We start from the raw sequence: 23,285 nt of genomic DNA, 5'->3' as shown, positions 1-23,285 counted from the left end.
CCGCTCGTTTCGGGCGGCAGACCTCGACGACCTGCTCACCGGCAGCTCAAACGCGCGATGTTCCTCTCCGCCTTCGCCTGCATGACGCCGACCCGGCCTCCCGCACCTACTACAACCGGCAAAGAGCACGCGGAACCCTGACACCGCTCAGCCTGAGGGCGCCGATGGCGAGGTTGCGCCAGGTCGCCATGGCCCGGGGAGCGTTCCCGGTCCGCAGCTGCGAGGCGTCCTCGGTGAAGGTGGTGTCGCGGACGTGGTGCAGGGCCTCGATCTTCCAGTGGTCCCGGATCAGCTTCGCGAGCTGGGGCGGGATGGCCTGCTCGGCGGTCAGGCTGGTGACTGCATAGACGGTGGCGATGGTGACCTTGCCAGTCTTGCGGTCGGTGCGGCGGCGCTTGATCTGGCCGCTTGGCGGGCGCCGGGGAAGAGCAGGTTACTGACAGCGGCAACCTTGATCCGGCGGATCTCCAAGCGGCCGTGGCCCCTGTCCCGGGTGCGGCTCTGGAGCAGAATGTCCTTCCGGGGCGCGGACTTGAGCTGCCTGCGCAGCTTCTTCTGGTTGCCCTTGACGATCGCGATGTAGTGGACCCGGCGGCCCAGGAGGTAGCCAGCATGCTCGCGCTGGGTGTGGAGCGGGTCGCTGGTGACCACGGTTCCGGCCAGGTCGGCGACAGTGTCCAACAGCGGCTGGAAGCAGGTGGTCTCGCCGGTCTCCTCGCTCACGTCGAGCTGGGCCACGACCAAGCCGGACGTGTGCTCCAGGGCGGCGAGCAGGTGGACCCTGCGCCCGCTGGCCTTTGCCGCGCCGCGAAGGCTCGACCCGTCCACGGACAGCCCGCGCAATCCGGAGCTCTCGGGGCGGCGGTCGGCGAGCCAGCTGCCCGCGGTCCGGTCCAGCGCGTCGCCGTCGATGCGCGCCAGCAGTCGGCGGACCGTCGCCTCCGCCGGCACCAGCCGCCGCGGCAGTACCGGATCAGGCTGCACGCCGAGCCGTTCCAGCACCTGCGGTGGTGCGTCCACGATCCACTCGCCGACCGCGAGCAGTGAGGTTGCCCCGGCCAACACCGCACACGCGGCCGGCGCGAGCACAACGGCCAAGGCGTGCCGCACAGCCGCGCGGGTCGCGGGGATCTGGCACATCGGCCAGCCGTTCCAGCAGGCCCGGCACCTCCCCTGGCGCAACCTGGGGCCGCTCGCGGAGCTGGTCAAGGGCAGGTGGGATCAGCGATGATGCGTCGGCAGGCACGGTCTTCCAGGCAGGTCACGGGGCGTAGAGAACTCCATGATCTTGGAAGCCCGTGCCTATCCTCTCGCCAGAGGCCGTCAAACCGGCATGGCGAAGACTCTGATCGACCGTCGGCCCTGGTTCGGGATGCATAGATTGGAGAGCCCATGGATCTGCGAGAGCCCCTCGGCAAGGCCGTGGTCGCCCTGAAGGCTCCGCTGGGAAGTGTTGATCGCGAGCAGGGTTGGACAGACGAGCTGCGTCGGGAGATCCAGGAAGAGATCTCGGTCAGCCGCTCAGTGCTGAGGCGCCCCGGGCCGTGGGCGGTCAGATACCTCCATCCCCGCCTTGATGAGTGGATGGCACGCGAAGGCGTGCAGCAGGGACGCCTCCGTGATGTGGTCATGGACGTACAAACCCTCATCATTGGAGCCCGCGATGCGGCCCGCTCACGGTGACAGTCTTGAAAACCGTCGTGGCAGCTGTATCACCGTGGGTTCAAATCCGACACCCACCGCCCGGTGCACGGCCCCGGACCAGTCGTTCCCGTGGGGCCAACAGACTCGTTCAAAGCCACGGCAAATCTGCGTGAACCGGACAGCACGCGACTACGCCGAAGCCTTGGCCTCCTGCCCGCTGCACGAAACCGCCGACCTGATCACCGATCACGCCGGGCAGGGCCCGATCTGGGCTCCGCCGCCGGGAGTCCATGATCGCGAGCACCTAGGTCCTGTCTGATAGTTGATCTTGTGGTGGGTCGTGGTGAGCTGACGGATGCGGCGTGGGAGCGGATGGCGCCGCTGTTGCCGGGTGTTGACGGGCGGGGTCGTCCGTGGCGGGATCACCGGCAGGTGATCAACGGGGTGTTGTGGCGGTTGCGGACGGGTGCTCCGTGGCGTGACCTGCCGGAACGCTTCGGGCCGTGGCAGACGGTCTTTGAGCGGTTCGTCCGGTGGGAGGCGGACGGGACCTGGAGTGCCCACCAGCATGCCGCTGGCGCCCGCAAAAAGGGGCGGCGCCGAGGGACGAACTGGAAGATCCGGAACGCGCGGCGGATCGTCAGGCGCTTCCACGATCGACGTCCCGCACGAGTTGGTCGAGCACGTCTCATGGCTCATCTACGCCCGAAGGCGTGAACGCCGCACGCGCTGGCGCAAGTTGACTGTTCCCGTCAGGCACAGCTTGCCCTTGCCCACCTGCGAAGAACGAGACGCTCGCCCTGCTCAGCGCAGTGTTCGGCGTCTCCGAAGCGACGGCTTGGCGGTACGTGGACGAGACGGTCGACGTCCTCGCCGCCTGGGCGCCCGGCCTGCGTGAGGCCCTGACAGGCCGGGGCGAGGACGACTTCGTGATCCTGGACGGCACTCTGATCCCCACCGACCGGGTCGCCGCAGACGAACCGTACTACTGACAGAAACACAGGAAGCACGGCATGAACGTACAGGTCGTCGCTGCACCCGACGGCACAGCGACGCCGGTGGCAATGAGTTAGGACCGGAGGGCGCCATAGAGCACCTCAAAATGCGATCGCTCTTCGTCAAGCCTGGTCACCCGCACGAGGATCGGGCGTCTTGCCTTTTCGAGGTCCCGGAGGGCGGTCTTTCGCAAGACCCAGGGGGCCCCAGCCATCGGGGCAACGTAGATTGGGTGTCGCACGATGGGTGCCCGACTGGACTGAAGCTTGCTCTCCTGCCGGTCCATCCGGGCTAGGACCTCCCTATCCGTGTCACCTTTCAGCTTGTCGTATCGCTCAAAATGAGTTTTCGCCTTCTCGGCCCACTTAGCCGCTGCCTGCATGCCGGCGTCGCGGTTTATAAGTGCAATCGCGGCTGCCACAAGAGTTGCCTTGCGGTGCGCCTCAGCCCTTCGATCTGTGTAAGGAAGTAGCTTCTTCTCTAGGGCCGTAAGCTCGCGTTGGGCCGCCTGAAACACCACACCAAGGTGTCCCTGTGCGAGCATGCGATGACGTTCCTTACCTTTCCTGGTGGGTTCGTTGTTGGCGTCTTCAAGCTCCGCTGTCGCAGCCCTGAGGCTCACATCGCCAAGCGTGCGAAGAGTGTCAGCGAGAGCGGTATCGAGTAGCTGCCCTACGAGGATATCGACGGCCGCTCCTGCTATGTGCTTGCTCGCCACGAAGCCGATATACTTAAGCGAAGCTGATGCTTTTGGCAGCTTTTCTTTGGCGTCGAGGATGCTGTAGAAACTGGCGAAGGCCGCGCTGGTGGCAGTATCGACTCCCTTTTTGCCGGGCTTGGGTATAGCAAACAGAAACGCACCGGAGCCCTGATCCTTATAAAGCCCGATCAGATGGCTTTCAGGATTAGAGAATGCGTTGATATTCGTCATGTATGCCCCCTGGCATTGCGCCCGCTAGAGATTAAATCGACTGCCTCTTAATCACTAGCGCGCCAACCCCACAAGCCGTTTGCAAAGACACAGCGTCCGATCATGGACGGGACTCTGACGTCCACCACCCGCGATCACTCGAACCAGTGCAACCAGTACCCTCCGCTCAGCATGCCCCGCGAGCATAAGTAACAACCCTAGAGCTCGTAACATGATCTTGTTGAGGTCCACGGTGTGACTGATTCCCAATGATTCCTGTCAACCCACCGTTGAGCGGCAGAGCCTCTTGTACGAGCCGGGGCGGGAGTCGGTGTTCGTGCTGACGGAAGCTGTGTTGCGGACCTGGCCGGGGAATCCCTCGCTGATGCTTGCCCGCCCAGTTCGACCGGCTGCTGGCTGTCGAGAGTCTGAGCACTGTGCGCCTCGGGGTGATCCCCTGGCGTCGGGGTCTTCCGGAAGCAGATCCGGCCCGTCATCCAGACCGGCGCGGTCGCGATGGACGGTATCTTCGGCACCGATCCGCGACGGCCGTAGCTGTCGTAGTCACGCAGTCGAGCACTCAGGAATCGATAGTCACGCAGTTAGACACGCAGCCGCCAGAGGGCCCTTACCGATTCGGTAAGGGCCCTCTGATCTGCTGTTTAGCTGTCGGGGTGGCGGGATTTGAACCCACGACCTCTTCGTCCCGAAGCAACTTGGGTGGGGGCGGTGCCTTCGGGTGGTGCGGCTCTCACATGTGCTGATGGTCCGCTGGCGTTCGTGGTCGTCCGCCGGTGTTCGTCGGCGTTGTCACGCAGTTAGACACTCACGCTTGCTGCCCACAGCTCAGCAAGCGCAGGTCGTTCGAGACCATGACCTGAGCGAGGCGTCCGGCGATGGCCACGACTTGGGGCCAGGTTGATGCCTGAAGGTACTCAGCGTCGGTGTCGTGGGGTGCCTCCGCGGCGGCAGCGTTGAGCGCGACGCCGAGGGCCCGCATGAGGGTTACCTCTTCCTCCGTTCTCAAGCTGATGCCGAGAAACCGCTCGGGCTCATCGGCGTCACAGAAGTCATCGAAGAGTGTGTGGAAGACGTGGTCGATGTTCTCGAACTCCGAAGGGTCGAGCCATACGTCGCGCTGCCACGGTGGATTGGCCAGAGCCAAAACCACAGGTACGACGTGGACACGGTGATTCGCCATGACTTGGGCTTCTGCGCTCACGAGCCCGAGCCTAGCGACCGCATCTTCAGAAAGCGCTGGTGTTTTCAGGAGTACCACTTTAGGAGAGAGGCTGGGGTGTCGTGCCGGTGACCTGGGGCTTCGATGACTGGTGAGATGCCCAGCAACTCGATCGCCAGACGCCCTCGTTGACCGCGGCTGACCGCTGCATCTGGCACGAGCGTGGCACGAGCCTCAGCCGACGACAGTCAGCCACGATGGCGGGTGCGCCGACCGACTGCGCACGCGTATGCCTCGCTGCACCCCCACCGGCCTCAGCCACGCTACTGGCTTGCGCCGTCGACCGGAGCAACCCGCGACGGCCGGCCCCGTGACGACGGAGCGCGGGCTATCAGCTTGGGAAGCTTGGGTTCATGCGCCAGCTGGCCCCGCTGTTCAGGATCTCGAAGTCGGCAGCGGACCGCATCATCGAGCACCTCGGCTCCGGCGATCCGGTCGCCGTGGTCCGGCTGATCATGCCTGCGGGCGCCAAGGTCACCAGCGTGCCGACCGGCTGCTACCCGAGACAGACCGGCGCGCCGCGCTACGACTGCTGCCTGCCGTACTGGGTGCTCGAGGACACCCAGCGCACGGTTCGCATTCTCCATGCGCGTCGACACCGTGGTGCCCGGTGCGACCGGCGCCGTGAGCATCCACCCCTCGTTCGGCGAGTTCGGCGGGTACGAGAACGACTTCGATCCGGACCTCACGAACAACACGGCCGTCCTGACCGTCAACTGACGTCCCCTGCCGGCGCAATGAACACCCCGGCCCGGCGTGCGCGCTGCCACCATTTCGAGGCGCTCCGTCCGGGTCCCGGCTCCTCCCACGGGGACTCGTCGAACCTTGTCGCGTCTGACAAATCCATCCGCAGGAGGCACCGCGAGGGGCCGGGGCAGGACCGCCCCCGGGCCCCTCCTGGTCGCTGCTCCCGGTTGAGGTGGTCCGGGAGGACGGTCGCGGCCAGGACGCTCCACAGGATCCAGTCCGAGACTACGGCCCAGAGCAGGGGTTCTTCAGACTGGGCGCCAGCAGGCAGGCATGCAGCAGGAGGACCCTGCGCGGGAGCAGGTGGACGGTGAACAACCCGATCTTCTTACCGTCGTCGGTGAGGGGCGGGCATGAGCACCCGGCATTGCCGAGAAGGCTCGTCAGGTGCGGGTGCCCGTTATGGCGGCGGGGCCTTGTTGTGAACGGCGTGTCTTCTCCCCGACCTTCCTGACGTCGATGGTGCGGGGATCGACGGCTTCGCCGGGGGCGCCCTCTTGGTAGAGGCCTTCGGGCTCGGTGTCGCGGTCGTGCGGGAGGAGGAAGAAGACGCGGCGGCGGTAGAGGCCGCTGTCGGGATCGGCTTCGGCGTAGTCGTCGAGTTCGGCGTAGCCGACCATGCGGCCGTCGCGGGCGTAGCGGGGTTTGTTGCGCCGGCGTGGGGTCTTGTCGAGGGCTTGACGGACATAGTCGAGGTTGTCGGGGTCTTCGAGCCACACCACGTGTGCTTCGTGGGTGAGATCGCTTTCGGTCAGTAGCGAGCTCATGGCTGCTGCCCCTCCTCTGTGTGCCGGGCCGGACGGCGGTCCGTCTCGTGGTGTGGTGTGCTCTTCGCTGGCGAGACCAGCCCCGCAGGTTCATGGTAGGCCTGACAGGCAGGCGTATGCAGGGGCGTCTGGGTGCTGTCGCGGCGTGGGAGTCGGTTCATCTCGGTGTGTCCAGCAGTGCGAGGCCGGGGTAGTACTTGCGGCCGTTGGATTTGATCATGTCGGCGGGTGAGGCGAGGCCGACTTCCTGCCGGACACGAGTGGCGAAGGCTCGGGCGCCGGCGGGGCGGATGCCTTCGCCGACGCTGCACCAGGAGGCGTAGGCGGTGTAGAGGAGGCCTTGTTCGACGCGCAGGTCGGGTTGGGCGTCGAGTTCGCGGGTGCAGCATTCGGTGAGGAAGCGGCCAATGTGGTCTTCGGTGTTGGCATAGGCGGTGGTGGCGATGCGGACGCGGTCGGGGCCCTCGAGGTTGTCGCGGGTGGCGAGATAGCGCCGGGCGCCTTCGATGAGCCACTGCAGGATGCCGGGGCCTTCGTCGCGGACGAGTTCGAAGGCCAGGTTGTCGATCTTGCGGTGGTCGGGGACGGTGCGCTCGAAAGGAAGCAGGCGGATGCGGCGCCAGAAGGCGAAGCCGCCGGTGGTGACTTCGGGGCGGTGGTTGCCGAGCAGCCAGAGGTGGTGGGTGGGGGTGAAGGAGAAATAGTCCTGCCGCATGCGGCGGGCTTTGATCTTGTCTCCGCCGGTCAGAAGCCGGACGCGGGCTTCGTCGAATTTGTCGTTGGGCTTGAGCTCGCTGCAGACGATCAGCCGGCGGCCGTGGAGTTCGGTGAGTTCAGTGGAGTGCTCGGAGAACGCCCCGCGGTCCATGAGAAATCCGGGCGGTGCAGCGTCCGCGTAGTCGCCCAGAATCTGGATCATGGTGTCGAGCAGGACGCTCTTGCCGTTTTTGCCGTGACCGTGCAGGAACGGCAGGACCTGGGCCCCGACATCGCCGGTGATGGAGTAGCCCAGCAGCAGGTGCAGGAAGTCGATCATTTCCTGGCCTTCGGCGTCGTCGCCGAAGGTGTCGTGCAAGAAGCGGTGCCAGCGCGGGGTCTGAATCGCCTGCGGGGCGACGCTGGTGGCGCGGGAGTGGAAGTCACGCGTGGGGTCGGGCTTGCGCAGCTGCCCGGTGTTCAGGTCGACGACGCCGGCGGGAGTGCACAGCGCATACGGGTCGCCGTCGAGGGTGTCGGGGTCGACGGAAAGGTCCGGGGAGGCCTTCGCCTGGGTGAGGAGGGCCTTCATACCGGTCGTGGACAGGGTCCGCTTCTTGTGCAAGTGGAGTTCACGGTCACTGAACAAGCCGCGCGGATCGGTGTCCGGCATGTCCTCGGCCATCTCCCCCGCGGCCCACAGGGCCGCCTTTTCACCCCCGGTGCGCTTCCAGCGGTAACCGTCCCATGAGAACCAGCCCAGGCCTTCGACGTGGCGGAACTGATCGCGGAAAAGCTTCACAAAGAGCTTGGCGTTGCCTCGGTCGGTGAGCGTGCCGGGCAAGCAGGCCGGCTGCGCCCATGAGGGCGCGGCCACCGGGGAGGTGTGTGCCTGGGCGGGGAGCGCTGCCGACGGATGGGATACGTGTTCGAGGTCCAGCATCTGCTGAGCGGCGGCGCTGGCGTCGAAGCGCGGTGGTTCGGCGCTGCTCATGAGCGTCCTTCGAGGTGGAGCGGACGTGCGGAACCGGCGGCGAGGGCGTCGTCGATGATGCGTTCGTTGCGGGTGCTCTGCCAAGGACGGGCAGCCGCAGCTGCTTCGAGCAGCAGGGTACGCGCGGTGTGTTCGTCGAGATGTCCGGCCGCTGCGAGTCCTCCGGCCGTGTAGGCGGCCTTGTTCAGCTTTTCGGTGAAGGCCGCGCCTTCAGGTGTTGCCGCGCACTCGGCGACATTCATGAGCAAAGGGTCGAGCACGCGCTGCCCACCGGACTTGGTGCCGTGGCTGCGTCTGCGAGGAACCACGGGCCGGGAACGGACCGCGGGGCGCTGGATCATGTGGCCGGTCCTCACGAGTTCTTCGCCGAGCCATTCGGGCAGCGGGGCGGGCAGGCGGGAGGTGCCCTCGGGCCGGTAGGTCCCCTGGGTGGTGCGGGTGGTGGGGGCGACGATGTAGCCGCCATCGGCCCGTACGTCGACCTGCCAGGCCAGGGCGGTCTTGGCGCTGGATCCGGTCGAACAGCGAAAACGTATGGCTGGATGGGGATTGAGGTACCAGACGTGGAGACCGCCGGACGGGGTTCGCACGCGCAGGGTGCTGTCGTCTTCAGCTGGGCTTGGCTGCCGACGCAGCGCCGCGAGGAGCGCGAGCGTGTCGAAACCGGACGCCAGGCCCTGAAGGTCGACAGAGTCGTGAATGGGGATGCCGGGGAGCAGCCGGTTTCGGTCAGGGACCGGCGCGGCGTGTGCGTCGATGTCGATCACGACGAGGTTGGCTTTTCCGCAGGCGACACCAACTCCCCACGGCGAATCGCCGGACCACCAGCTGCTGATGCGCTCAAGGTCGGTGGTCGCTGCGTGAAAACCGTGGCACGGCCGGCCGGCGGGGAGGCAGGGGCAGTCGGCCGGTGCGTGGTGGTGATCCCTGCAGGCCTGGCAGTTCGCAGCGGGGGTCTTGCGGCCCGCGGCGAGCGGATGGACCGGCCATCCTTGGGCGGCGCACCAGCGGGCTACGGCACGGGGAGTCGCCGGCCGCGCAGTCGCTGCGGGCGCTCGCTTCACACCAGGGCCGGGCACGTGTCTGTTTCCTTTTGCCGAGGTCTGCTTCTCTCAGTCCCTGACGGCCTCCTGGGGCAAGTCCCGTTTGCTGGAGCAGGGACCGGAGGGACTGTAGGGACTGTGTTTCCGAAGAGAGTCTAGGACCCGGAGCCGGTGGAAGTGAGCAGCTCCCCCGCGTGGCGGTCTATCAGCTTCCGGGTCCCTACGGTCCCTTCAGACTCTGCATGCAGGGAAATCCAGGACACCCGTGGTGGGAATGCCCGGAATGTGAGTGTCTGGAGGGACCGTGACCCGCACCTCGCGCGCGCGGTCCAGACCGAGGTGGGGAGTACCGGACACAACCCTCCACGTGTGGACCGGAGCCGACAGGGGGGACTGAACATGGGTCACGCCCTTCCGTCCCTCAACTCAGTCCCTGAACATTGCCCCAGGTCAGACCATGGTTACCCCACCTCTGAGGGACTGAAGGGACTGAGAGCTCTAATTATGGTCCAGCCTTCATACCTGTAGCTGGTGCATGCGCCCGCGCGTACGTACATACCGAACGCACTCATAATTCCAGGCCAGAGTCCCTTCAGTCCCTGATCGCAGCGCTACAGGCTTGTGACCTGCATGTTTACATAGGGACTGAACACAGGGTCCAAAGAAGCCCAACCCCTGCCTCTCGCGCACTGGGCTCCCTTTTGCGGGCTCGTAGCAACTACCCACCGAGCGCTCGCCAGCAGGCTGCCAGTACGGGCCAGCACGAGAATCTCCACCCCTCGCATCAGGCTGCTCTCCGGATGCCTCTCCCCCGCGGCCAAACAGGTGCGACCAGGCGGGACTTCGCACAGGAAAAGCCGTGCGCAGCCACGTTCCGAGCACAGGCCGCCGCCGCTTCAGGTGAACCGAAGACTCTCTTGACCTCCTGGCTTCGTAACTGACGTGCGACACCGTTTATCACCGAGTCCGGGCAGCACTTGGTGATCACAGGGCCGGAAAATGTCGATGAGAACTGACACCAGTCAGGTGCTTACGTCCTCGGTGGGGAAACGGGAGGAGGCGCTCTAGCGGCGGACCGCCGAGATCAGTCCGCCGGGTCGCTCCTCGTGCTGCGGCGGAGTACTGATCGGGCGGCCGTAGGTGGCAGCGCGCTCGCGCAGGGTGTGGCTGCCGGCCTCCCAGCCGTGCCCGGCCAGCCAGCCCACCGGGTCGTCGGGCATCTCCGAGACCCACATGGACGCCGCCGATCCTGGGACGGCGTCCGCGCCGAAGCGCTCGATCACGCGGCGCGAGCCCAACGTCAGCCCCATCCAACTGCCCGCCGCCGACTGCGCACTGATCCGGGCCAGCAGCAGTTCCACCGCGTCCTCGGGCAGATAGATCAGCAGTCCTTCGGCGATCCACACGGTCGGCACCGCCGGGTCGTGTCCTGCGGCGGCCAGCGCGCCTGGCCAGTCCTCACGCAGATCCACCGCGACGGTGATCCGCTCGCAGCGTGCGACGGCCCGCTCCTGGCGCAGCACCGAAGCCTTGAAGTCCAGTGGGGCGGCGGTGTCGACCTCGAACAGCCGGGTGCCCTCGGGCCAGTCCATCCGGAAGGCCCGGCTGTCCATGCCGGCGCCGAGCAGCACGACCTGCCGGACCCCGGACGCGGAGGCCTGCTGCAACAGGTCGTCGAGGAACTTCGTCCTGATGACGATGGAGAACGACACGGCCAGCCGGCGGCGGCGCGCGGCCTCCTCATCGGGCGGCGGCGGCGAGGCGGGCCACAGACCGCCGGCGGTGGCGAAGGCCTGTGCCAGTGGGTCGCGGAACAGCGCGTTCTCCCGCTCGGTCTCCAGCGCCCGCACCCTGGCCACCCCCACCGCCGTGGCCCACACTCCCGACGGCTGCACCCGCTCCTGCCCATCAGTCACCGCGCCAGCCTAGATGATCGATTCCAAGGGGAGCTGATAAGTGGAGCCAGGTTCATGCGCAGCCAGCCGGTCATGCGCGCACACTCGCCGCACTGGTCATGACGGGCAAGAACAGGCGCCTTCCCACACAGTGAAAAGCAACGGAACTAGACCGGAGCGCCGCAGGTGCCCGCTACCAGGAGAACTCCGACATTGAGTCGCTTTAGTCGCTGCGGCCAAACTGGTACGGCCTCGGGACTGGTGGGCTCGCATGTCGCGGTGTCGCGTATTCGCGAGCAGCTCGGCGCACTGAGCACGGTGAGGGATCGCTTGGGAATCGTGGCGGCCGCGCGCAACTACCAGAGCCAGCGGTCGAGGAACTCGGCGGTGCCGACCCAGGCCGCGAGCTCGTCAAACGTTGTCATGTGAGAGTCCTTCCGGGGCTGGCTGCGATGCGGACCCTATCGGACAAACCTGACAGACGCGCGGCCCCATCAGGGACGACACACTCCTCAGTGGCCGCCGGGGGCGTATCGGCTCCAGGTTCCGCCGCCTCGGTGACCAGGCGGGTGGTGGCCTTGTCGTGATAGCCGAGTGCCTTCGCGATGACGGGGCCGGGGCTTGGAGGGTGAGCTGTCGGATTGCGGAGGTCCTGCCGCGCTGTGGTGGGACTCCGATCTCACGCAGATGGACTTGGGAGCTGACTGGGTTCATCGGCTGTCCGGGCTGTCGGCCCGCACAGAGCCACTGTGAACTTCTGCTGCTGGCGTAGGGGCAGGTGCTGGCGGGACTGGATGCAGGCCCGTATCAGGTCGGCGACGGGCTCCGTCAGTGGGGATGGCGGGTCTCCCAACTGGACGGTGACGGTGGCCAAGTCGTCGGTGATTGGCCGGCCGCCGTGCCTGTCCTTGCGGGAGGTGGTGTCGCCGCCGACCCGCGCGCGAACCCACTGACTTGCCTTCAGTAGCCGATTCCGTATAGTCGCTCCCGACTATTAGAGGTCGGTGATACAGATGGCGAAGCGAAAGATCTCCAACACACTGGCGCTGGCAGTGCTGGGCCTGTTGCAAGAAGAGCCGACGCACCCGTATGGGATGGCGTCCACCCTGCGGGAGCGGCACAAGGACAGCAGCTTCAAGGTCAACTCTGGGTCTCTGTACGACACAGTCGAGGCGTTGGTTCGGCAAGGCTGGATCGAGCCGGTGGAGACTGCGCGCGATGGCAGGCGACCGGAGCGAACGGTGTACACGACAACCGAGTTGGGCCAAAACGAGTTCATCCGCTGGATCGACGAACTCCTCCGCATGCCCGTCGCGGAATACCCGAAGTTCATGGCCGCGGTGTCCTACCTCGGCGCACTCGGTCCGGACAGGGCAGCAGAGGCACTGGCCGAACGGGCAGGACACCTGGCCCAGCGGATCGATGAGACGAAAAGGGTGCTGGCCGACACGGTCGGCTCTGGTGCAGTCCCCCGGTTGTTCATGATCGAAGCCGAGTGCGCGTTGCACGCGTGGGAGGGCGAGCTGGCCTGGACGCAGCGGACCATCGCCGAGATCCGCGACGGCAGCCTGGTCTGGCCCGAGGTCGAACGAACCGAACAGGGATGGACCTGGTCCACTCCCCCAGACCGGAAAGGAAGCACCCGATGACCGACGTGCTGATCGTGGGAGCCGGTCCGGCCGGGTTGTTACTCGCCAGCGAGCTGCGGCTCGCCGGCGTCGACACCGTCATTGTCGAACGCCACGCGCAGCGGCCGGACTTCTGCCGGGGCTTCAACCTCAACGCCCGCGCCCTGGACCTGCTGGCACGGCGCGATCTCTCTGCGAGGCTTGTCGACGAGGGCTGGCAAGTGCCCCACGCCGCGTTCTCCGGCCTGCCGGTGACACTCACCCTCGCGGGCACGCATACCGACCATCCGTACTCGCTGGGCATCCCGCAAACCAGAGTCGAAGAACTCCTTGAGGAGCACGCTCTCGGCCGGGGAGCTGACATCCGGCGCGGACACGAACTGCGCGCCTTGGAACAGGATTCCGAGTCCGTCACAGCCACTGTCACCACCAGCGATGGCGAGTATCGCGTCCGGGCCGCGTACCTCGTCGGTTGCGACGGCGGCCGCAGCACCGTCCGTAAACAGGCCGGCTTCGCCTTCCCCGGCACCGAGGCGACCCAGTTCTCCTTGCTCGGCGACGTGGAACTCGCCGCTCCCGAGACGTTGCCGTTCGGCACAACCACCGGCCCCGGCGGGACTGTATTCGTCATACCCCGCCCTGGCTACGTCAGGATCATCACCTCCGACCGGCAGCCCCCCGCAGACAAGAACGCCCCAGTCACCCTAGGCCTGCTCCAAACCGCTGTAGACGACGCACTCGGCCGCCACGTCGAGCTGCGAGCTGCACGCTGGCTGACCCGCTTCGGCAACGCCGCCCGGCAGGCAGCCGAATACACCCAGGGCAGGGTCATCCTGGCCGGGGACGCCGCGCACATCCACCCGCCGGCCGGGGCGATCGGCGTCAATGTCGCCCTGGACGACGCCTTCAACCTCGGCTGGAAACTAGCCGCCACCGTCCGCGGCACTGCACCGGCACACCTGCTCGACACTTACCACGCCGAACGCCACACCGCCGGCGCACACGTGCTGGCCAACACACAGGCCCAGGTGCTGCTCGGCGACGCCAACGATCAGCTTAAGCCGCTAACCGACCTGCTGGCCCGCGTTGCTGGCCACCCTGCAGGAAACCGCGCCTTCGCCGAGACCATCACCGGGCTGGACACCCGATACCCGATGCGTCCCGACACCGACCACCCCTGGCTGGGCCGCCTGGCGCCCGATCTCGCTCTGACCACGGGCGACGGCCGTACACGCCTGGCCGAGCTGCTCGCATCGGGACGCGGCCTGCTGCTCGACCTGACCGGAGGAAGTGCCATCCGCGAGTCGGCCGCAGGATGGGCAAACCGAGTGGACCTCGTCACCGCGGCATGCCCCGACCATCCCGAACTCCATGCCATCCTCCTGCGGCCGGACGGGCACACTGCCTGGCTGCGTACTGCCGGTCACCACCACGCCGACGGGCTCCACCAGGCGCTACAGCACTGGTACGGCCCGGCAGCACCATCCGACGCCGCGTCCGCGGAAACACTCCATTCGTAAGCCAGGTGCTGCCACCGCGCCGTTTCGCACTCCAACGGCTTGAGGGCCACTCTGGAGACAGCAAGCCCGCCGAACCGTCGAGATCCGCCTCAGCGCCTTCCGGGCCCATGGCCGCCCCGGTCACCCGTGTCGCCTACGTCGCGCCCTGGCCGACGCGCGGATAGGGGTGGACGAGATCAGCTGCGCGGTCAGGAAACACCTGTGCACAACAGGGCCTCTTGGACCTGGGAGCACAGGTCATGGGTGCGGATCCGCACTGTGTCCGCATCCTCCGGCGGTGGCCACTCGTGCTCGCAGAGCCAAAGGTGAACGAGGCAGCGGCGAGGCCTCTTTCGTCGTGACTCGGCCGCGTCTGCCGGGGGCCGGTGGAACACAGTCGGTTACCCGAAAGTCATGATGGGCGTCCAGCCAGCCGCCCCTCATGTACGCCACGTCAATGAGGGGCGGTCGGCTGGACGTCTCAGGTTGCGCGGCGGAGGGGAACGACGACGTTCTCGCCGAGTCGCTTGGGGTCGATCCGGTAGTACTTGATGTGTCCGATGCGCTCGGTTTCCTCAAGCCAGCCGGCTTCGATGACCTGCTTACGGGTCCGCGAGAAGACGGGTGCGGCCATGCCGACGAGCTTGGCCAGCTTGGCGGCGGTTTCGAGGACCGCACCGGACCGGTCGGTCGGGTGCAGGGCGTAAAGCATGACGACCAGACGCTGGTTGGCCGTCATCCCGGCGGTGGCCTCGAGCAGCTCCAGGTTTGTCTGCTTGTCATCCTTGGTCACTGGGCCTCCCACCGTGCAAGGGTCTTGTCGTCGAATCCGGGGATGTCGGGCGGGTTGCACGTCTTTACGGCTTCACGTTGCTCAACCCCCGTGCCATGGAAAGCAATGTAGGGGCTGATTCGGTAGAAGTTGTAGTTGCCGATGCGTCCCCGGACGATGAGGATGCGGTGCTTGGCCAGCTTCCTGTTGATCTTCCCGACAGCGTCCGTGGACATGCCCACCTGCTTGGCGATGTCCGCTCCCGTGGCTCTCAGTGGCTCCATGCCCTCAGGTGAGACACCGATCCACCACAGGACGAGGAACTTCTGGCTGGGCGTGAACGCCTTCGACTCGGTGATTGCTGCGACGCGGGCTTTGTCGACCTGCGTGTGCCTGCCAGAGAAGGCGTACGGCGCATAGGGGACCGGCTCACCTGTGTCGGCGTCAACCAGTCTGCGTACTGCTCCCAAGGGGCCCTCCGCGCATGGGCGTTGACGGTTTGGTTCATGAAGGACGGCTGGTAGGCCGACCAGATGAACTTAACGTACATGAGCAGGGAGTCAATCAACCACGCCTGTCGTCCGCGCCCGTTAACAATCAGTCCATGGCTCGCGTCGTCCACTCAAGTGGTGGAAGTGGGCGACTCATGTACGTCACGTCAATCTGGTGCTGCTGCAGGATCGTGGTACCCGGACCCTTGAGTCGCGGTGGCAGATCCCTCAATCGTCATGCCGGGTTCCTGGGTCGTGCTGGCACGACCCTCGGACCGTGTGTCACGACTGGGAGATCTGGGCACTCCGCTCAGGTGATCTCGCTCCACTGTCGACCGAACTGCCTGCCAGTTCCCTCGATCTTGGGAGGTGAAGGCATTTATGCAGGTCAACTGCCGTTTGGTGTGCGGCCTCTCTTCCTTTGACCTAAGGCCCGCCGCCCTCGCGCCAGCACAACGGGCGTGGACTGTTTCCCCACAAGCTTCGTTCGAGCCCCTGACGGCATCACGTCGCGACCGAACTCGATAACGTCGCGACGCACTCCTGACTCACGCCTGCGAACCACCACCGAGCAAAGCTGGTCCTCCCCCCTGCATGAGCAGGTGCCCGACCAGCACAGCTCCACTCACGCGTCCCCGCCGCTTTCCGGCGCGCACAGCGGGCACCACGACGAAACGGATTCGCGCCGGAATGTGGCGGGGCAGCGGGGTCCAGGGGCCGGCGAAGGCCCCTGGTACCACGCTGCCGAGCCACTTCGCGGAACCGTCTTTGGCCAGTGGGCCGTTCCCGACCGTGTCGTCGACTGCCGTGGCATCGGTGACCTGTCTCATGGATTCCGGCGTCCACCAGCAACAGAGTTCTGCTGGAGGGCCGTACAAAGAATGCGCGTCGGCCTCACGCACCGGCGATGCGACTCGGTCGCCAGCGCTCAGCGAACGCGCGTCATGTGTTCCCGGCCCTCGCATCTGTGGGCCGCGCTTCGGGGCCGCGCGGGCGTACCTCGAGCGTGCGAAGTACGAGGGAGCGCACGCGATCAGTGAGGATGGATACAGAGGGATGGCTTCCCGAATGTCATCACTGCGACGGCTGCGAGTTTCCACGTCGCCAGTCTCCGAGCCGCTGCTGTTGGGGGCCTGTGCCAAGCGACCTTGACTTCTCGACACTGACTCACGGTCAGTGGTGAGCCCATTTGAGCACTTCCGGAGGTAGTGAGAGCCACCCCGGGTGACCCGAAGGGCCTGTGCGGCTCGCTGGCGGCCTTTCGTGAGGCCTGAGGTCCGATCGCACCGGCCCCTCGGAGATCGGCCACTCAAGGCCCCATTCTGAGGGTCGCTTTTGCGCTGATTGTTAAGTTCAGGAAATTTGCGAGTCTGTGGTGGCTAGGCGACCTATGCCCGTTAGGACCGATCCGGTCATCTGGGTTCGTAGGCCTGCCCACAGGTCAGTGGTGCGTTGCGGTGCGGCGACGTCATCGGGTGATCGGTGCGGTGCCGGTCGCGGCGATGGACAGGTCCCACAGCCGTGCGGCCGCATCGGGGTCGATGGCGTAGGCGCGGACGCCGCCGTCGTCCATGGACGCTTCGGGGGCGGAGATGCCGGCGATGTCGCAGTCCTCCAGGTAGAGGCCGCCGCAGTCGGCGAGGAGAAGGGAAGTGGCGGCCCACAGGCCGGTGGCGGCGCCCTGGGAGGGGGTCTTGAAGTCGGTGGCGATCACGTTGCCGTGCTCGTCCACCCACCCCCGGTCGATCTGTTCTTGGAGTGCCATTTCCCGCTGCAGCCCGGTGATGATCTTGCCTGGATGAAGTGAGAAGGCCCGGACGCCGTCGCCGCGCCCGAGCGTGTCGAGGTGTACGGCGAAGAGGGCGTTGGCGGTCTTGGCCTGGCCGTAGGCCAGCCACTTGTCGTAGCCGGTGCGGAAGTGCGGGTCGCGCCAGCGGATGTCGGTCAGGGTGTGGCCGGCTGAGCTGTTGACCACGACGCGTGCGCCGTCGGCGGCGGCCAGGAGCGGGTAGAGCTCGCAGGCGAGGGCGAAGTGCCCGAAGTGGTTGGCGGTGAGCTGGCCCTCCCAGCCTGGTCCCACGCGCCGTTCGGGAGTGGCCATGACTCCGGCGACGGCCATGAGCAGGTCGAGCCTGGCCAGGGAGTCGCGGATGTGTGCGGCGGCGGCCCGCACGCTGGCGAGGTCGGTCAGGTCCATGGGGATGACCTCGCAGCCCTTCACATTCGCGAGTGCGGCCCGCGCGATGTCAGGCCGGCGCGCCGGAACGATGACGCGGGCTCCGGCGGCCGCGAGGGTACAAGTGGTTTCCAAGCCGAGCCCGGAGTAGCCCCCGGTCACCACGGCGTTCGTGCCGGACAGGTCGAGGCCCGCGGTGACGTCCTGGGCAGTGCTGGTGGGAGAGAAGGGCGAGCCGAGCGGCTGCTGATCAATGCTGGTCATGCCGTCGAAGCTACGATCTAGAGCGAGGTCTAGATCAAGTCCTAGACTGCGACGCATGGCTAGCACCGAGACTCCTGCAACACCACTGAGCATCGGCGACGTGGCCGAGCAGACCGGGCTCAGCGTCCACACGCTGCGCCTCTACGAGCGCGAGGGACTGCTCGTCGGACCGGTCCAGCGAACCTCCGGAGGCCGGCGACGGTACGGCGCGCTCGACGTCGACTGGCTGCTGATCTGCGTCAAGCTACGGGCATCCGGGATGCCGCTGGCCGACCTCAAGCAGTTCGCCGAGCTGGTGCGGCACGGTCCGGGAAACGAGGCGGAACGCCTGCAGCTTCTCGAAGCCCACCGGCGGCGCGTCGACGCACAGATCCAGGCACTGGAGGAGTGCCGGTCCGTCATCACCTGGAAGGTCAGCGTCTACGCCGACCACCTCGCCCGCGGCAAGGCCGAAGGACTCTGGGACCCCACGACCTGAAACCTCACCGGCAGCGTCAGCAACCTTCTGCCCCGCAACACCTAGTTGACAGCTCAGGAAGCCTTGTGAGCTCCCCGATCGCCGAACGCGCATGGTCCCGGGGGAGGTTCAGCTCTGTGAGAGCGGCGTCCGAGGCGATGCGAGCGCGGGCGCTCCTCAGAGTCGGGGAGAGCCGTGGGTTGAGGCTCGATGCTCAAGGGTGCGCAATGATCGCAAGCCTGCGCAATGTCAGCATCACGAGGGGTTCTTCCGCTGCGCAGACTGGTGGTGGCGGGATGGGGCCCTTGTGTGTAGCGAGCGTACGGTCGCGCGCCTACTTCTGCGTGTCGGGGTCGTGGTGGGCGAGCGCCTGCCAGCGTCGTTCGAAATCTTCGGCGTTGTCCACGATGTAGTCGGCGGTGACGGGCTTGCCGTACTGGGCCGTGATTCCGCGGGCTGCGCACTGCTCTACAACGACGTCTGCGGCGGGCTCCTCATTGCGCATCCGGTGCTGAGCCCAGACGTTGTAGACGCGGGACGGCAGGAAGTAGCGGCGCAGCGTTGACGGGCTCACCGGCCTTCCACTGCGGCCACGCAGGCCCTTCGCGGCAAGGTAGTCGGACAGTTGCTCGTCTGTCGGCTCGCTGCCGTGCTCGGTCTGGTACTCCATCCACGCCACGTAGTAGCGGTCGACCGTAGTAAGCACGATGCGCTCCCCCGTTACAGCTTCCGGTCCTGGCACCACATCATCGATGACGGTGCTCACCCGGGAACCGTGCTTCTCTTTCGCCGCCTGGGCGCCGCCCGCAGCGGCAGAAGTCAGTGGGGGCTCCTCCTGGACGGAAGAAGCCTGAGCCGCCTGCGCGCCAGGACCGGCAACTCGCTCTTCGCCTGCTGGCCCGCTGCTGCGGACCTGGCGCTCCTGAAAGCTCGTGACGAAGTCAGCCAGATCGCCGCCGCTGATGGGACGGCCGCCGTCACCGGTGATGGCGTCCCGGTCGTAGACGAACGCTGCGAGGGCATCGGCGTCGGGGTACGCGCCATGCTCCTGCGCGTGGGCACGCCAGGCGCTGAAGAAGTAGTCGTACCACTGATCCGCTGAGTGATCCGCCGGCGGCGGACCCTCGGAGGCAGCGGGCTCCGGGACAGGCGCCGCATAGCGATTCTGCAAGACTTGCAGGAGAGGCAGCAGCTGCGCCTCGGAGAGTGGACCACCTGCACCCGTGGTGATGCCGTAGGCATCCCGGAGCCAGAGGGCCCACTGCGAAACGCTCGGCTCGGTCTGGAACCGGGTGAGAAACGCCTGATAGGCCTCAGCGAACCGCTCGGCGTCAGCCTCGGCTAGCCTCTCCCGATCAACTGCCCGCGCTGGCACGGCGGCTGGAGCCGGCGCCGGGAGCCGCTCAAGACTCGCCGGTTCGGTCGCCTCAGACTCATGAACTGGCGTGGCCTCAAGCTCGGGGCCTTCGGGCTGGCCGGAGGTGGGAGCCGGAGCCCGCTCGACGGTGACGATGATGGGCAGGCCTTCGATGCCTGCTGCCGCCAGACCCGCCGGGGCGGTCTCCGTCAGCGGAACGCCGTAACGGGCCAGCCGCAGCGGCATCAGCGACTCCACCGGGGCCTTGCGGCGCCAGGCGCGACCGAAGCGGGAACGCAGCCTCGCCTGATAGACGAGACGTTCCTGCTCCAGCTTGATCACCTGTTCGTAGGAGCGCAGCTCCCACAGCTTCATCCGCCGCCAGAGCAGGAAGGTGGGCAGCGGGGAGAGCAGCCAGCGCGTGAGCCGCACGCCCTCCATGTGCTTGTCGGCCGTGATGTCCGCGATCCGGCCGATCGCGTGCCGGGCGGCCTCGACGGACACCACGAACAGGATCGGGATCACCGCGTGCATCCCCGTGCCCAGCGGGTCCGGCCAGGCCGCCGCGCCGTTGAAGGCGATCGTCGCCGCCGTCAGCAGCCACGCCGTCTGCCGCAGCAGCGGGAAGGGGATGCGGATCCAGGTCAGCAGCAGATCCAGGGCCAGCAGGACGCAGATACCCGCGTCGATGCCGATCGGGAACACGTACGAGAAGTTCCCGAAGCCCTTCTCGAGGGCCAGTTCCCGGACGGCCGCGTACGAACCGGCGAAGCCGATGCCGGCGATGACCACGGCGCCGGCCACGACCACGCCGATGAGAACGCGGTGCGTCCGGGTCAGCTGAAGTATGCCGCCGTCAGCCACGCACTACTCCCCTGCCGCATCGGACTTCCTGAACAACGATCAGGCTTTCATGTGCCCGGCGACACTGCGACACCTTTGGCGCCTCCCACCACCAATTCAGAGGAGGCGCCTGCGGCGGCTCAGCTCGTCCGCTCAACGGTCAACTGCCCCATGACCTCAGCGAACTTCGCGGGGTCGCGCTCCTGGCCGACCTTGGCAAGATGGCGCAGCAATTCGAAGAACGCAGGCTTCTCCATCTTCCGCTCGAGGTGCATGGCGATGAACCACGGATCGTCGTAGGGCAACGCGCGGGGCTGGCTGCCCTCCTTCTCTACTGCCTTCGTGGCCGGTTCCGCTCGAGCGCTGCGCGGTTCCGGTACACCTTGGTCCGGCTCGGGCTCCAGCTCCAGCTCCGGCTCCGGCTCCGATTCGGGCTCGTCGTCCCTCTGCTCCACTGCGACCGCTTCGGCCGGTGCTGCGGATGTTTCCGGTGCTGCCGGTGCTGCCGGTGCTGCCGGTGCTGCCGGTGCTGCCGGGGAATTGTCACCTGCACGGTCAATGATTACGCCGTAATCGCCTGCGCCACCCTCAGGCGTGCCTTCGGTCTTCTCGTTTGTCTCTGCCGCTTCAACTGCCTCCCGCTGTACCGGCTGGGAGACGGCTGCCCGGAGCTGTTTGCGCGACCGTTCTGCCTTCAACTCTGCCAGGGCAGCCTCCTGCTGCTCGGCGGGCTTGTTGCCGACGGCGCGCAGCAGGTCGATAGGCTCCTGCCCGATCCTGGACTGCAGTTCGGGGGTGAGGTTGAGAAGGGCAACGCGCTGAGACACCCAACCCTGCGAGCGGTGCAGGCGTTTGGCGAGAGCGCGCTGACTGCCGTGGATGGCCAGGAGCCTCTGGAGAGCGCGCGCTTCGTCGAGTTCTTCGAGGTCTTGGCGATGGATGTTGGCGACGAGGGCAGACTCCAAGAGCTCTTCGGAGGTGCCGCCTTGCTCGTCACTGACCATGACCTTGAGGGTGGCAAGCCCCGCTTCGCGGGCGGCCGCAAGCCGGCTGCTGCCGTCGATGACCACGTGCGTGATGTCGTGCTCGAGGTCGGCTGCGCGGTCCGGGTTGGCCTTGATGTAGGCGTCCCGGTTCATGACCGTGATGGCCTGCTTCTGGCCGTGGGTCTTGAGGCTGCCGGCCAGGTCGGTGAGGTCACCGAGGCTGGATCGGGGGTTGTCGGGGTTCGGGCTGATGCGGTGGACGGGGAGTTCGGTTGGCGGGGCGACTCCGTCGGTGGGGACCCCTGTGGCGGCGGCGACGGCTTGGCGGCGTGCGCTGACGTTGCGCACGGTTCCGCCGAACCTGCCGCTGCCCAGCTGGTCGGCCTTGCTCACAGCACCTCCCTGGCGAGTGCGCGCATGCCGACGGCCTGCTGCGACTTGGGCGCGTAAGAGAGCAGGGGCTTCTTCACGCGGACTGCCTCCTTCTGTTCCTTGAGGTCTCCGATGAGGCCGACCACCCTCGGATCCTTTATGTCGACCCATCCTTGGAGAGATGACGTCGCGATGTAGCCACGGCGGGAGTCGTAGAGGTTGACGACGATGCCGAGGTAGTCGATGTCGATCTGGAGGTCGTTGCGCAGGTCTTCGATCTGGGTGGTGAGCAGCTCGTAGGCGTCGGCGGAACTGTCCTCGGCCTGAACGACGATGAGCGCTCCGGACTGTCCGGGATTCTCGGCGTCACGGCGGCGGCCGTAGTAGGCGGCGGCGTCCATGCTGAGGCCGAGGCTTGGCGGGCAGTCGACGATGATTACGTCGTAATCGCTCTCGAGCGGAGCGAGGGCCCGCTCGAGAGCGGCTTCGCGGGCGCGGACGGCGGACAGGCGCACGTCGAGGAGGAAGGCGTCGTTGCACGCGGGCAGCAGGTGGAGGCGGCCGTCGAAGCTTTCGTCGTCGACGGCGACGATCAGGTCGCGCAGGTCGCCCTTGGGGTCGCCAGCCATGTGATTGGTGAGGCTGTCGCCGTTGAGCGGCAGCGGGCTTGCGCCAAGTTGGTTGGTGAGGTGGCACTGCGGGTCGAAGTCGACGAGCAGGACGCGCTGTCCGGGCCCGGGCAGATTCTCGATGTCGAGGGCTCCGTCTTCGAGAGCGGCCTCGCCGCCTTCCATCTCGCTGGCACGCAGAGCCTTGGTGAGGGCCTTGGCTACCCGCACGGGATGCAGGGAGTCGGCGTCTTCGGCAAGTGCTTCGCCGAGTCCGGCCGTGATGGCGGTCTTGCCGACGCCGCCTTTCTGGTTGCAGACCACGATGCGGCGGGTGATGGCGGGACGTCGGACGCCGGGGGCGGGGTTGGTGTCGAGCCAGAGTTGGACGGCCTGAGCCAGGCCCTGGATGAGGGAGACGCCCCGGTCTCCGGCGCTCTCGCGGAACTCTTTCCATTGGGCGGCCGGAATCCAGGTGGAGAAGGAGTCCGCGCCTGCGGTGTCGACGGTCGTGGGCGTCGAGGCCAGGGTGCACCAGTCTTTGATGCCCTGTTCGACGGCGCTTTGGATTTCGACGCCGAGCTGCGCGGCTCTGATCTTGAGCTTCTGCCGGAGTCGTGCCGGCAGTTTGGAGACGACCTTCTCGCGGTCGCTGGAGGTGGCTGGGGTACTCATGGTGACACCATACTAACGTCGTAGATCATCTACCTCAGCGACACGTTACCTAGACCAAGTTGATGCACGGACGGCTGTGCCCGCAGGTGATTACGGCGTAATCACCTGGCGGCTCCTCGCCCTCACGCCGCAGACTCCTCAACCAGGCCAGCGGGCCTCGCACCCATGGCTCGCCGCTGGCCCCCACGTGTTCTGTCTCAACGAAGTTGGTCGTCTGCGCATCGC

Annotated in this window: 17 protein-coding genes and 6 pseudogenes; 9 read left to right on the top strand and 14 right to left on the bottom strand. The window is 66.6% G+C overall.

The window, feature by feature from the left end; genetic code table 11:
- Positions 1–223: 223 nt before the first annotated feature.
- Positions 224–358, bottom strand: a pseudogene (locus QF030_RS40465) (ISAs1 family transposase); the annotation flags it as partial.
- A complete protein-coding gene (locus QF030_RS02160; protein ID WP_307160905.1) occupies positions 328–1,140 on the bottom strand; it encodes an ISAs1 family transposase in 813 nt (270 codons plus the stop codon). The pseudogene QF030_RS40465 and the gene QF030_RS02160, both read right to left, overlap by 31 nt.
- Before the next feature lie 252 nt (positions 1,141–1,392).
- Here QF030_RS02160 and QF030_RS02155 point away from each other — a divergent pair, with 252 nt between their 5' ends.
- The 3 genes and pseudogenes from QF030_RS02155 to QF030_RS02145 form a co-directional block, all read left to right on the top strand.
- On the top strand, positions 1,393–1,683 hold the full coding sequence (locus QF030_RS02155; RefSeq protein WP_307160904.1) for a hypothetical protein: 291 nt from the start codon (positions 1,393–1,395) through the stop codon (positions 1,681–1,683).
- Between the two features lie 291 nt (positions 1,684–1,974).
- A pseudogene (locus QF030_RS40460) lies at positions 1,975–2,303 on the top strand (transposase); the annotation flags it as partial.
- A pseudogene (locus tag QF030_RS02145) lies at positions 2,300–2,633 on the top strand (helix-turn-helix domain-containing protein); the annotation flags it as partial. The pseudogenes QF030_RS40460 and QF030_RS02145, both read left to right, overlap by 4 nt.
- Positions 2,634–2,713: 80 nt before the next feature.
- Here QF030_RS02145 and QF030_RS02140 read toward each other — a convergent pair.
- Positions 2,714–3,571, bottom strand: a complete 858-nt coding sequence (locus QF030_RS02140; RefSeq protein WP_307160903.1) for a hypothetical protein — start codon at positions 3,569–3,571, stop codon at positions 2,714–2,716.
- A 268-nt stretch (positions 3,572–3,839) separates the two neighbouring features.
- Between QF030_RS02140 and QF030_RS02135 the strand changes: the two are divergent.
- Both QF030_RS02135 and QF030_RS02130 read left to right on the top strand, forming a co-directional pair.
- Positions 3,840–4,026, top strand: a pseudogene (locus tag QF030_RS02135) (Scr1 family TA system antitoxin-like transcriptional regulator); the annotation flags it as partial.
- A pseudogene (locus QF030_RS02130) lies at positions 4,019–4,105 on the top strand (site-specific integrase); the annotation flags it as partial. The pseudogenes QF030_RS02135 and QF030_RS02130, both read left to right, overlap by 8 nt.
- A 271-nt stretch (positions 4,106–4,376) precedes the next feature.
- On the opposite strand, the gene QF030_RS02125 reads toward QF030_RS02130, so the two are convergent.
- Complete coding sequence (locus QF030_RS02125; protein WP_307160902.1) at positions 4,377–4,772, bottom strand: SCO4402 family protein; 396 nt, start codon at positions 4,770–4,772, stop codon at positions 4,377–4,379.
- Between the two features lie 603 nt (positions 4,773–5,375).
- Between QF030_RS02125 and QF030_RS02120 the strand changes: the two genes are divergently transcribed.
- Positions 5,376–5,510 (top strand): hypothetical protein, encoded by a 135-nt coding sequence (locus QF030_RS02120; protein ID WP_307160901.1) that lies wholly within the window; start codon positions 5,376–5,378, stop codon positions 5,508–5,510.
- Positions 5,511–5,920: 410 nt separating this feature from the next.
- On the opposite strand, the gene QF030_RS02115 is transcribed toward QF030_RS02120, so the two are convergent.
- From QF030_RS02115 to QF030_RS02100, 4 genes are all read right to left on the bottom strand, one after another.
- A complete protein-coding gene (locus QF030_RS02115; RefSeq protein WP_307160900.1) occupies positions 5,921–6,304 on the bottom strand; it encodes a DUF6009 family protein in 384 nt (127 codons plus the stop codon).
- Between the two features lie 157 nt (positions 6,305–6,461).
- The gene (locus tag QF030_RS02110) at positions 6,462–7,994 is read right to left on the bottom strand and encodes a DNA primase family protein (RefSeq protein ID WP_307160957.1); all 1,533 of its coding nucleotides are present in this window, start codon (positions 7,992–7,994) and stop codon (positions 6,462–6,464) included.
- Positions 7,991–9,058 carry a bifunctional DNA primase/polymerase gene (locus tag QF030_RS02105; RefSeq protein WP_307160956.1) on the bottom strand — a complete coding sequence of 356 codons (1,068 nt, stop codon included), beginning with the start codon at positions 9,056–9,058 and terminating at the stop codon, positions 7,991–7,993. Before QF030_RS02105 ends, QF030_RS02110 begins: the two co-directional genes overlap by 4 nt.
- A gap of 1,043 nt (positions 9,059–10,101) precedes the next feature.
- On the bottom strand, positions 10,102–10,917 hold the full coding sequence (locus tag QF030_RS02100) for a class I SAM-dependent methyltransferase (RefSeq protein WP_307160955.1): 816 nt from the start codon (positions 10,915–10,917) through the stop codon (positions 10,102–10,104).
- 1,028 nt (positions 10,918–11,945) lie between these two features.
- Here QF030_RS02100 and QF030_RS02095 point away from each other — a divergent pair.
- Both QF030_RS02095 and QF030_RS02090 read left to right on the top strand, forming a co-directional pair.
- On the top strand, positions 11,946–12,581 hold the full coding sequence (locus QF030_RS02095) for a PadR family transcriptional regulator (RefSeq protein ID WP_307160899.1): 636 nt from the start codon (positions 11,946–11,948) through the stop codon (positions 12,579–12,581).
- Positions 12,578–14,080: an FAD-dependent monooxygenase gene (locus QF030_RS02090; protein ID WP_307160898.1), complete on the top strand. Its 1,503-nt coding sequence runs from the start codon at positions 12,578–12,580 to the stop codon at positions 14,078–14,080. Before QF030_RS02095 ends, QF030_RS02090 begins: the two co-directional genes overlap by 4 nt.
- A 460-nt stretch (positions 14,081–14,540) precedes the next feature.
- Here QF030_RS02090 and QF030_RS02085 read toward each other — a convergent pair whose 3' ends face one another.
- The 3 genes from QF030_RS02085 to QF030_RS02075 form a co-directional block, all read right to left on the bottom strand.
- Positions 14,541–14,852 carry a replication initiation protein, RepL2 gene (locus tag QF030_RS02085; RefSeq protein WP_307160897.1) on the bottom strand — a complete coding sequence of 104 codons (312 nt, stop codon included), beginning with the start codon at positions 14,850–14,852 and terminating at the stop codon, positions 14,541–14,543.
- The gene (locus QF030_RS02080; protein WP_307160896.1) at positions 14,849–15,301 is read right to left on the bottom strand and encodes a MarR family transcriptional regulator; all 453 of its coding nucleotides are present in this window, start codon (positions 15,299–15,301) and stop codon (positions 14,849–14,851) included. Before QF030_RS02080 ends, QF030_RS02085 begins: the two co-directional genes overlap by 4 nt.
- Positions 15,302–16,790: 1,489 nt before the next feature.
- Complete coding sequence (locus tag QF030_RS02075) at positions 16,791–17,762, bottom strand: SDR family NAD(P)-dependent oxidoreductase (RefSeq protein WP_307160895.1); 972 nt, start codon at positions 17,760–17,762, stop codon at positions 16,791–16,793.
- A gap of 55 nt (positions 17,763–17,817) precedes the next feature.
- On the opposite strand from QF030_RS02075, the gene QF030_RS02070 reads away from it, so the two are divergent.
- On the top strand, positions 17,818–18,240 hold the full coding sequence (locus tag QF030_RS02070) for a MerR family transcriptional regulator (protein WP_307160894.1): 423 nt from the start codon (positions 17,818–17,820) through the stop codon (positions 18,238–18,240).
- Between the two features lie 1,504 nt (positions 18,241–19,744).
- On the opposite strand, the pseudogene QF030_RS40455 reads toward QF030_RS02070, so the two are convergent.
- The 3 genes and pseudogenes from QF030_RS40455 to QF030_RS02055 all read right to left on the bottom strand — a co-directional run.
- A pseudogene (locus QF030_RS40455) lies at positions 19,745–20,386 on the bottom strand (DUF2637 domain-containing protein); the annotation flags it as partial.
- 173 nt (positions 20,387–20,559) lie between these two features.
- Positions 20,560–21,798, bottom strand: a complete 1,239-nt coding sequence (locus QF030_RS02060; RefSeq protein ID WP_307160892.1) for a ParB/RepB/Spo0J family partition protein — start codon at positions 21,796–21,798, stop codon at positions 20,560–20,562.
- Positions 21,795–23,060 carry a ParA family protein gene (locus tag QF030_RS02055; protein WP_307160891.1) on the bottom strand — a complete coding sequence of 422 codons (1,266 nt, stop codon included), beginning with the start codon at positions 23,058–23,060 and terminating at the stop codon, positions 21,795–21,797. Before QF030_RS02055 ends, QF030_RS02060 begins: the two co-directional genes overlap by 4 nt.
- Positions 23,061–23,285: the final 225 nt, after the last annotated feature.

The sequence above is a fragment of the Streptomyces rishiriensis genome, from assembly GCF_030815485.1.
In the GTDB taxonomy this organism is placed as follows: domain Bacteria; phylum Actinomycetota; class Actinomycetes; order Streptomycetales; family Streptomycetaceae; genus Streptomyces; species Streptomyces rishiriensis_A.
Note: the sequence above shows the minus strand (reverse complement) of the source record. Positions and strands in the feature narration are given on the sequence as shown.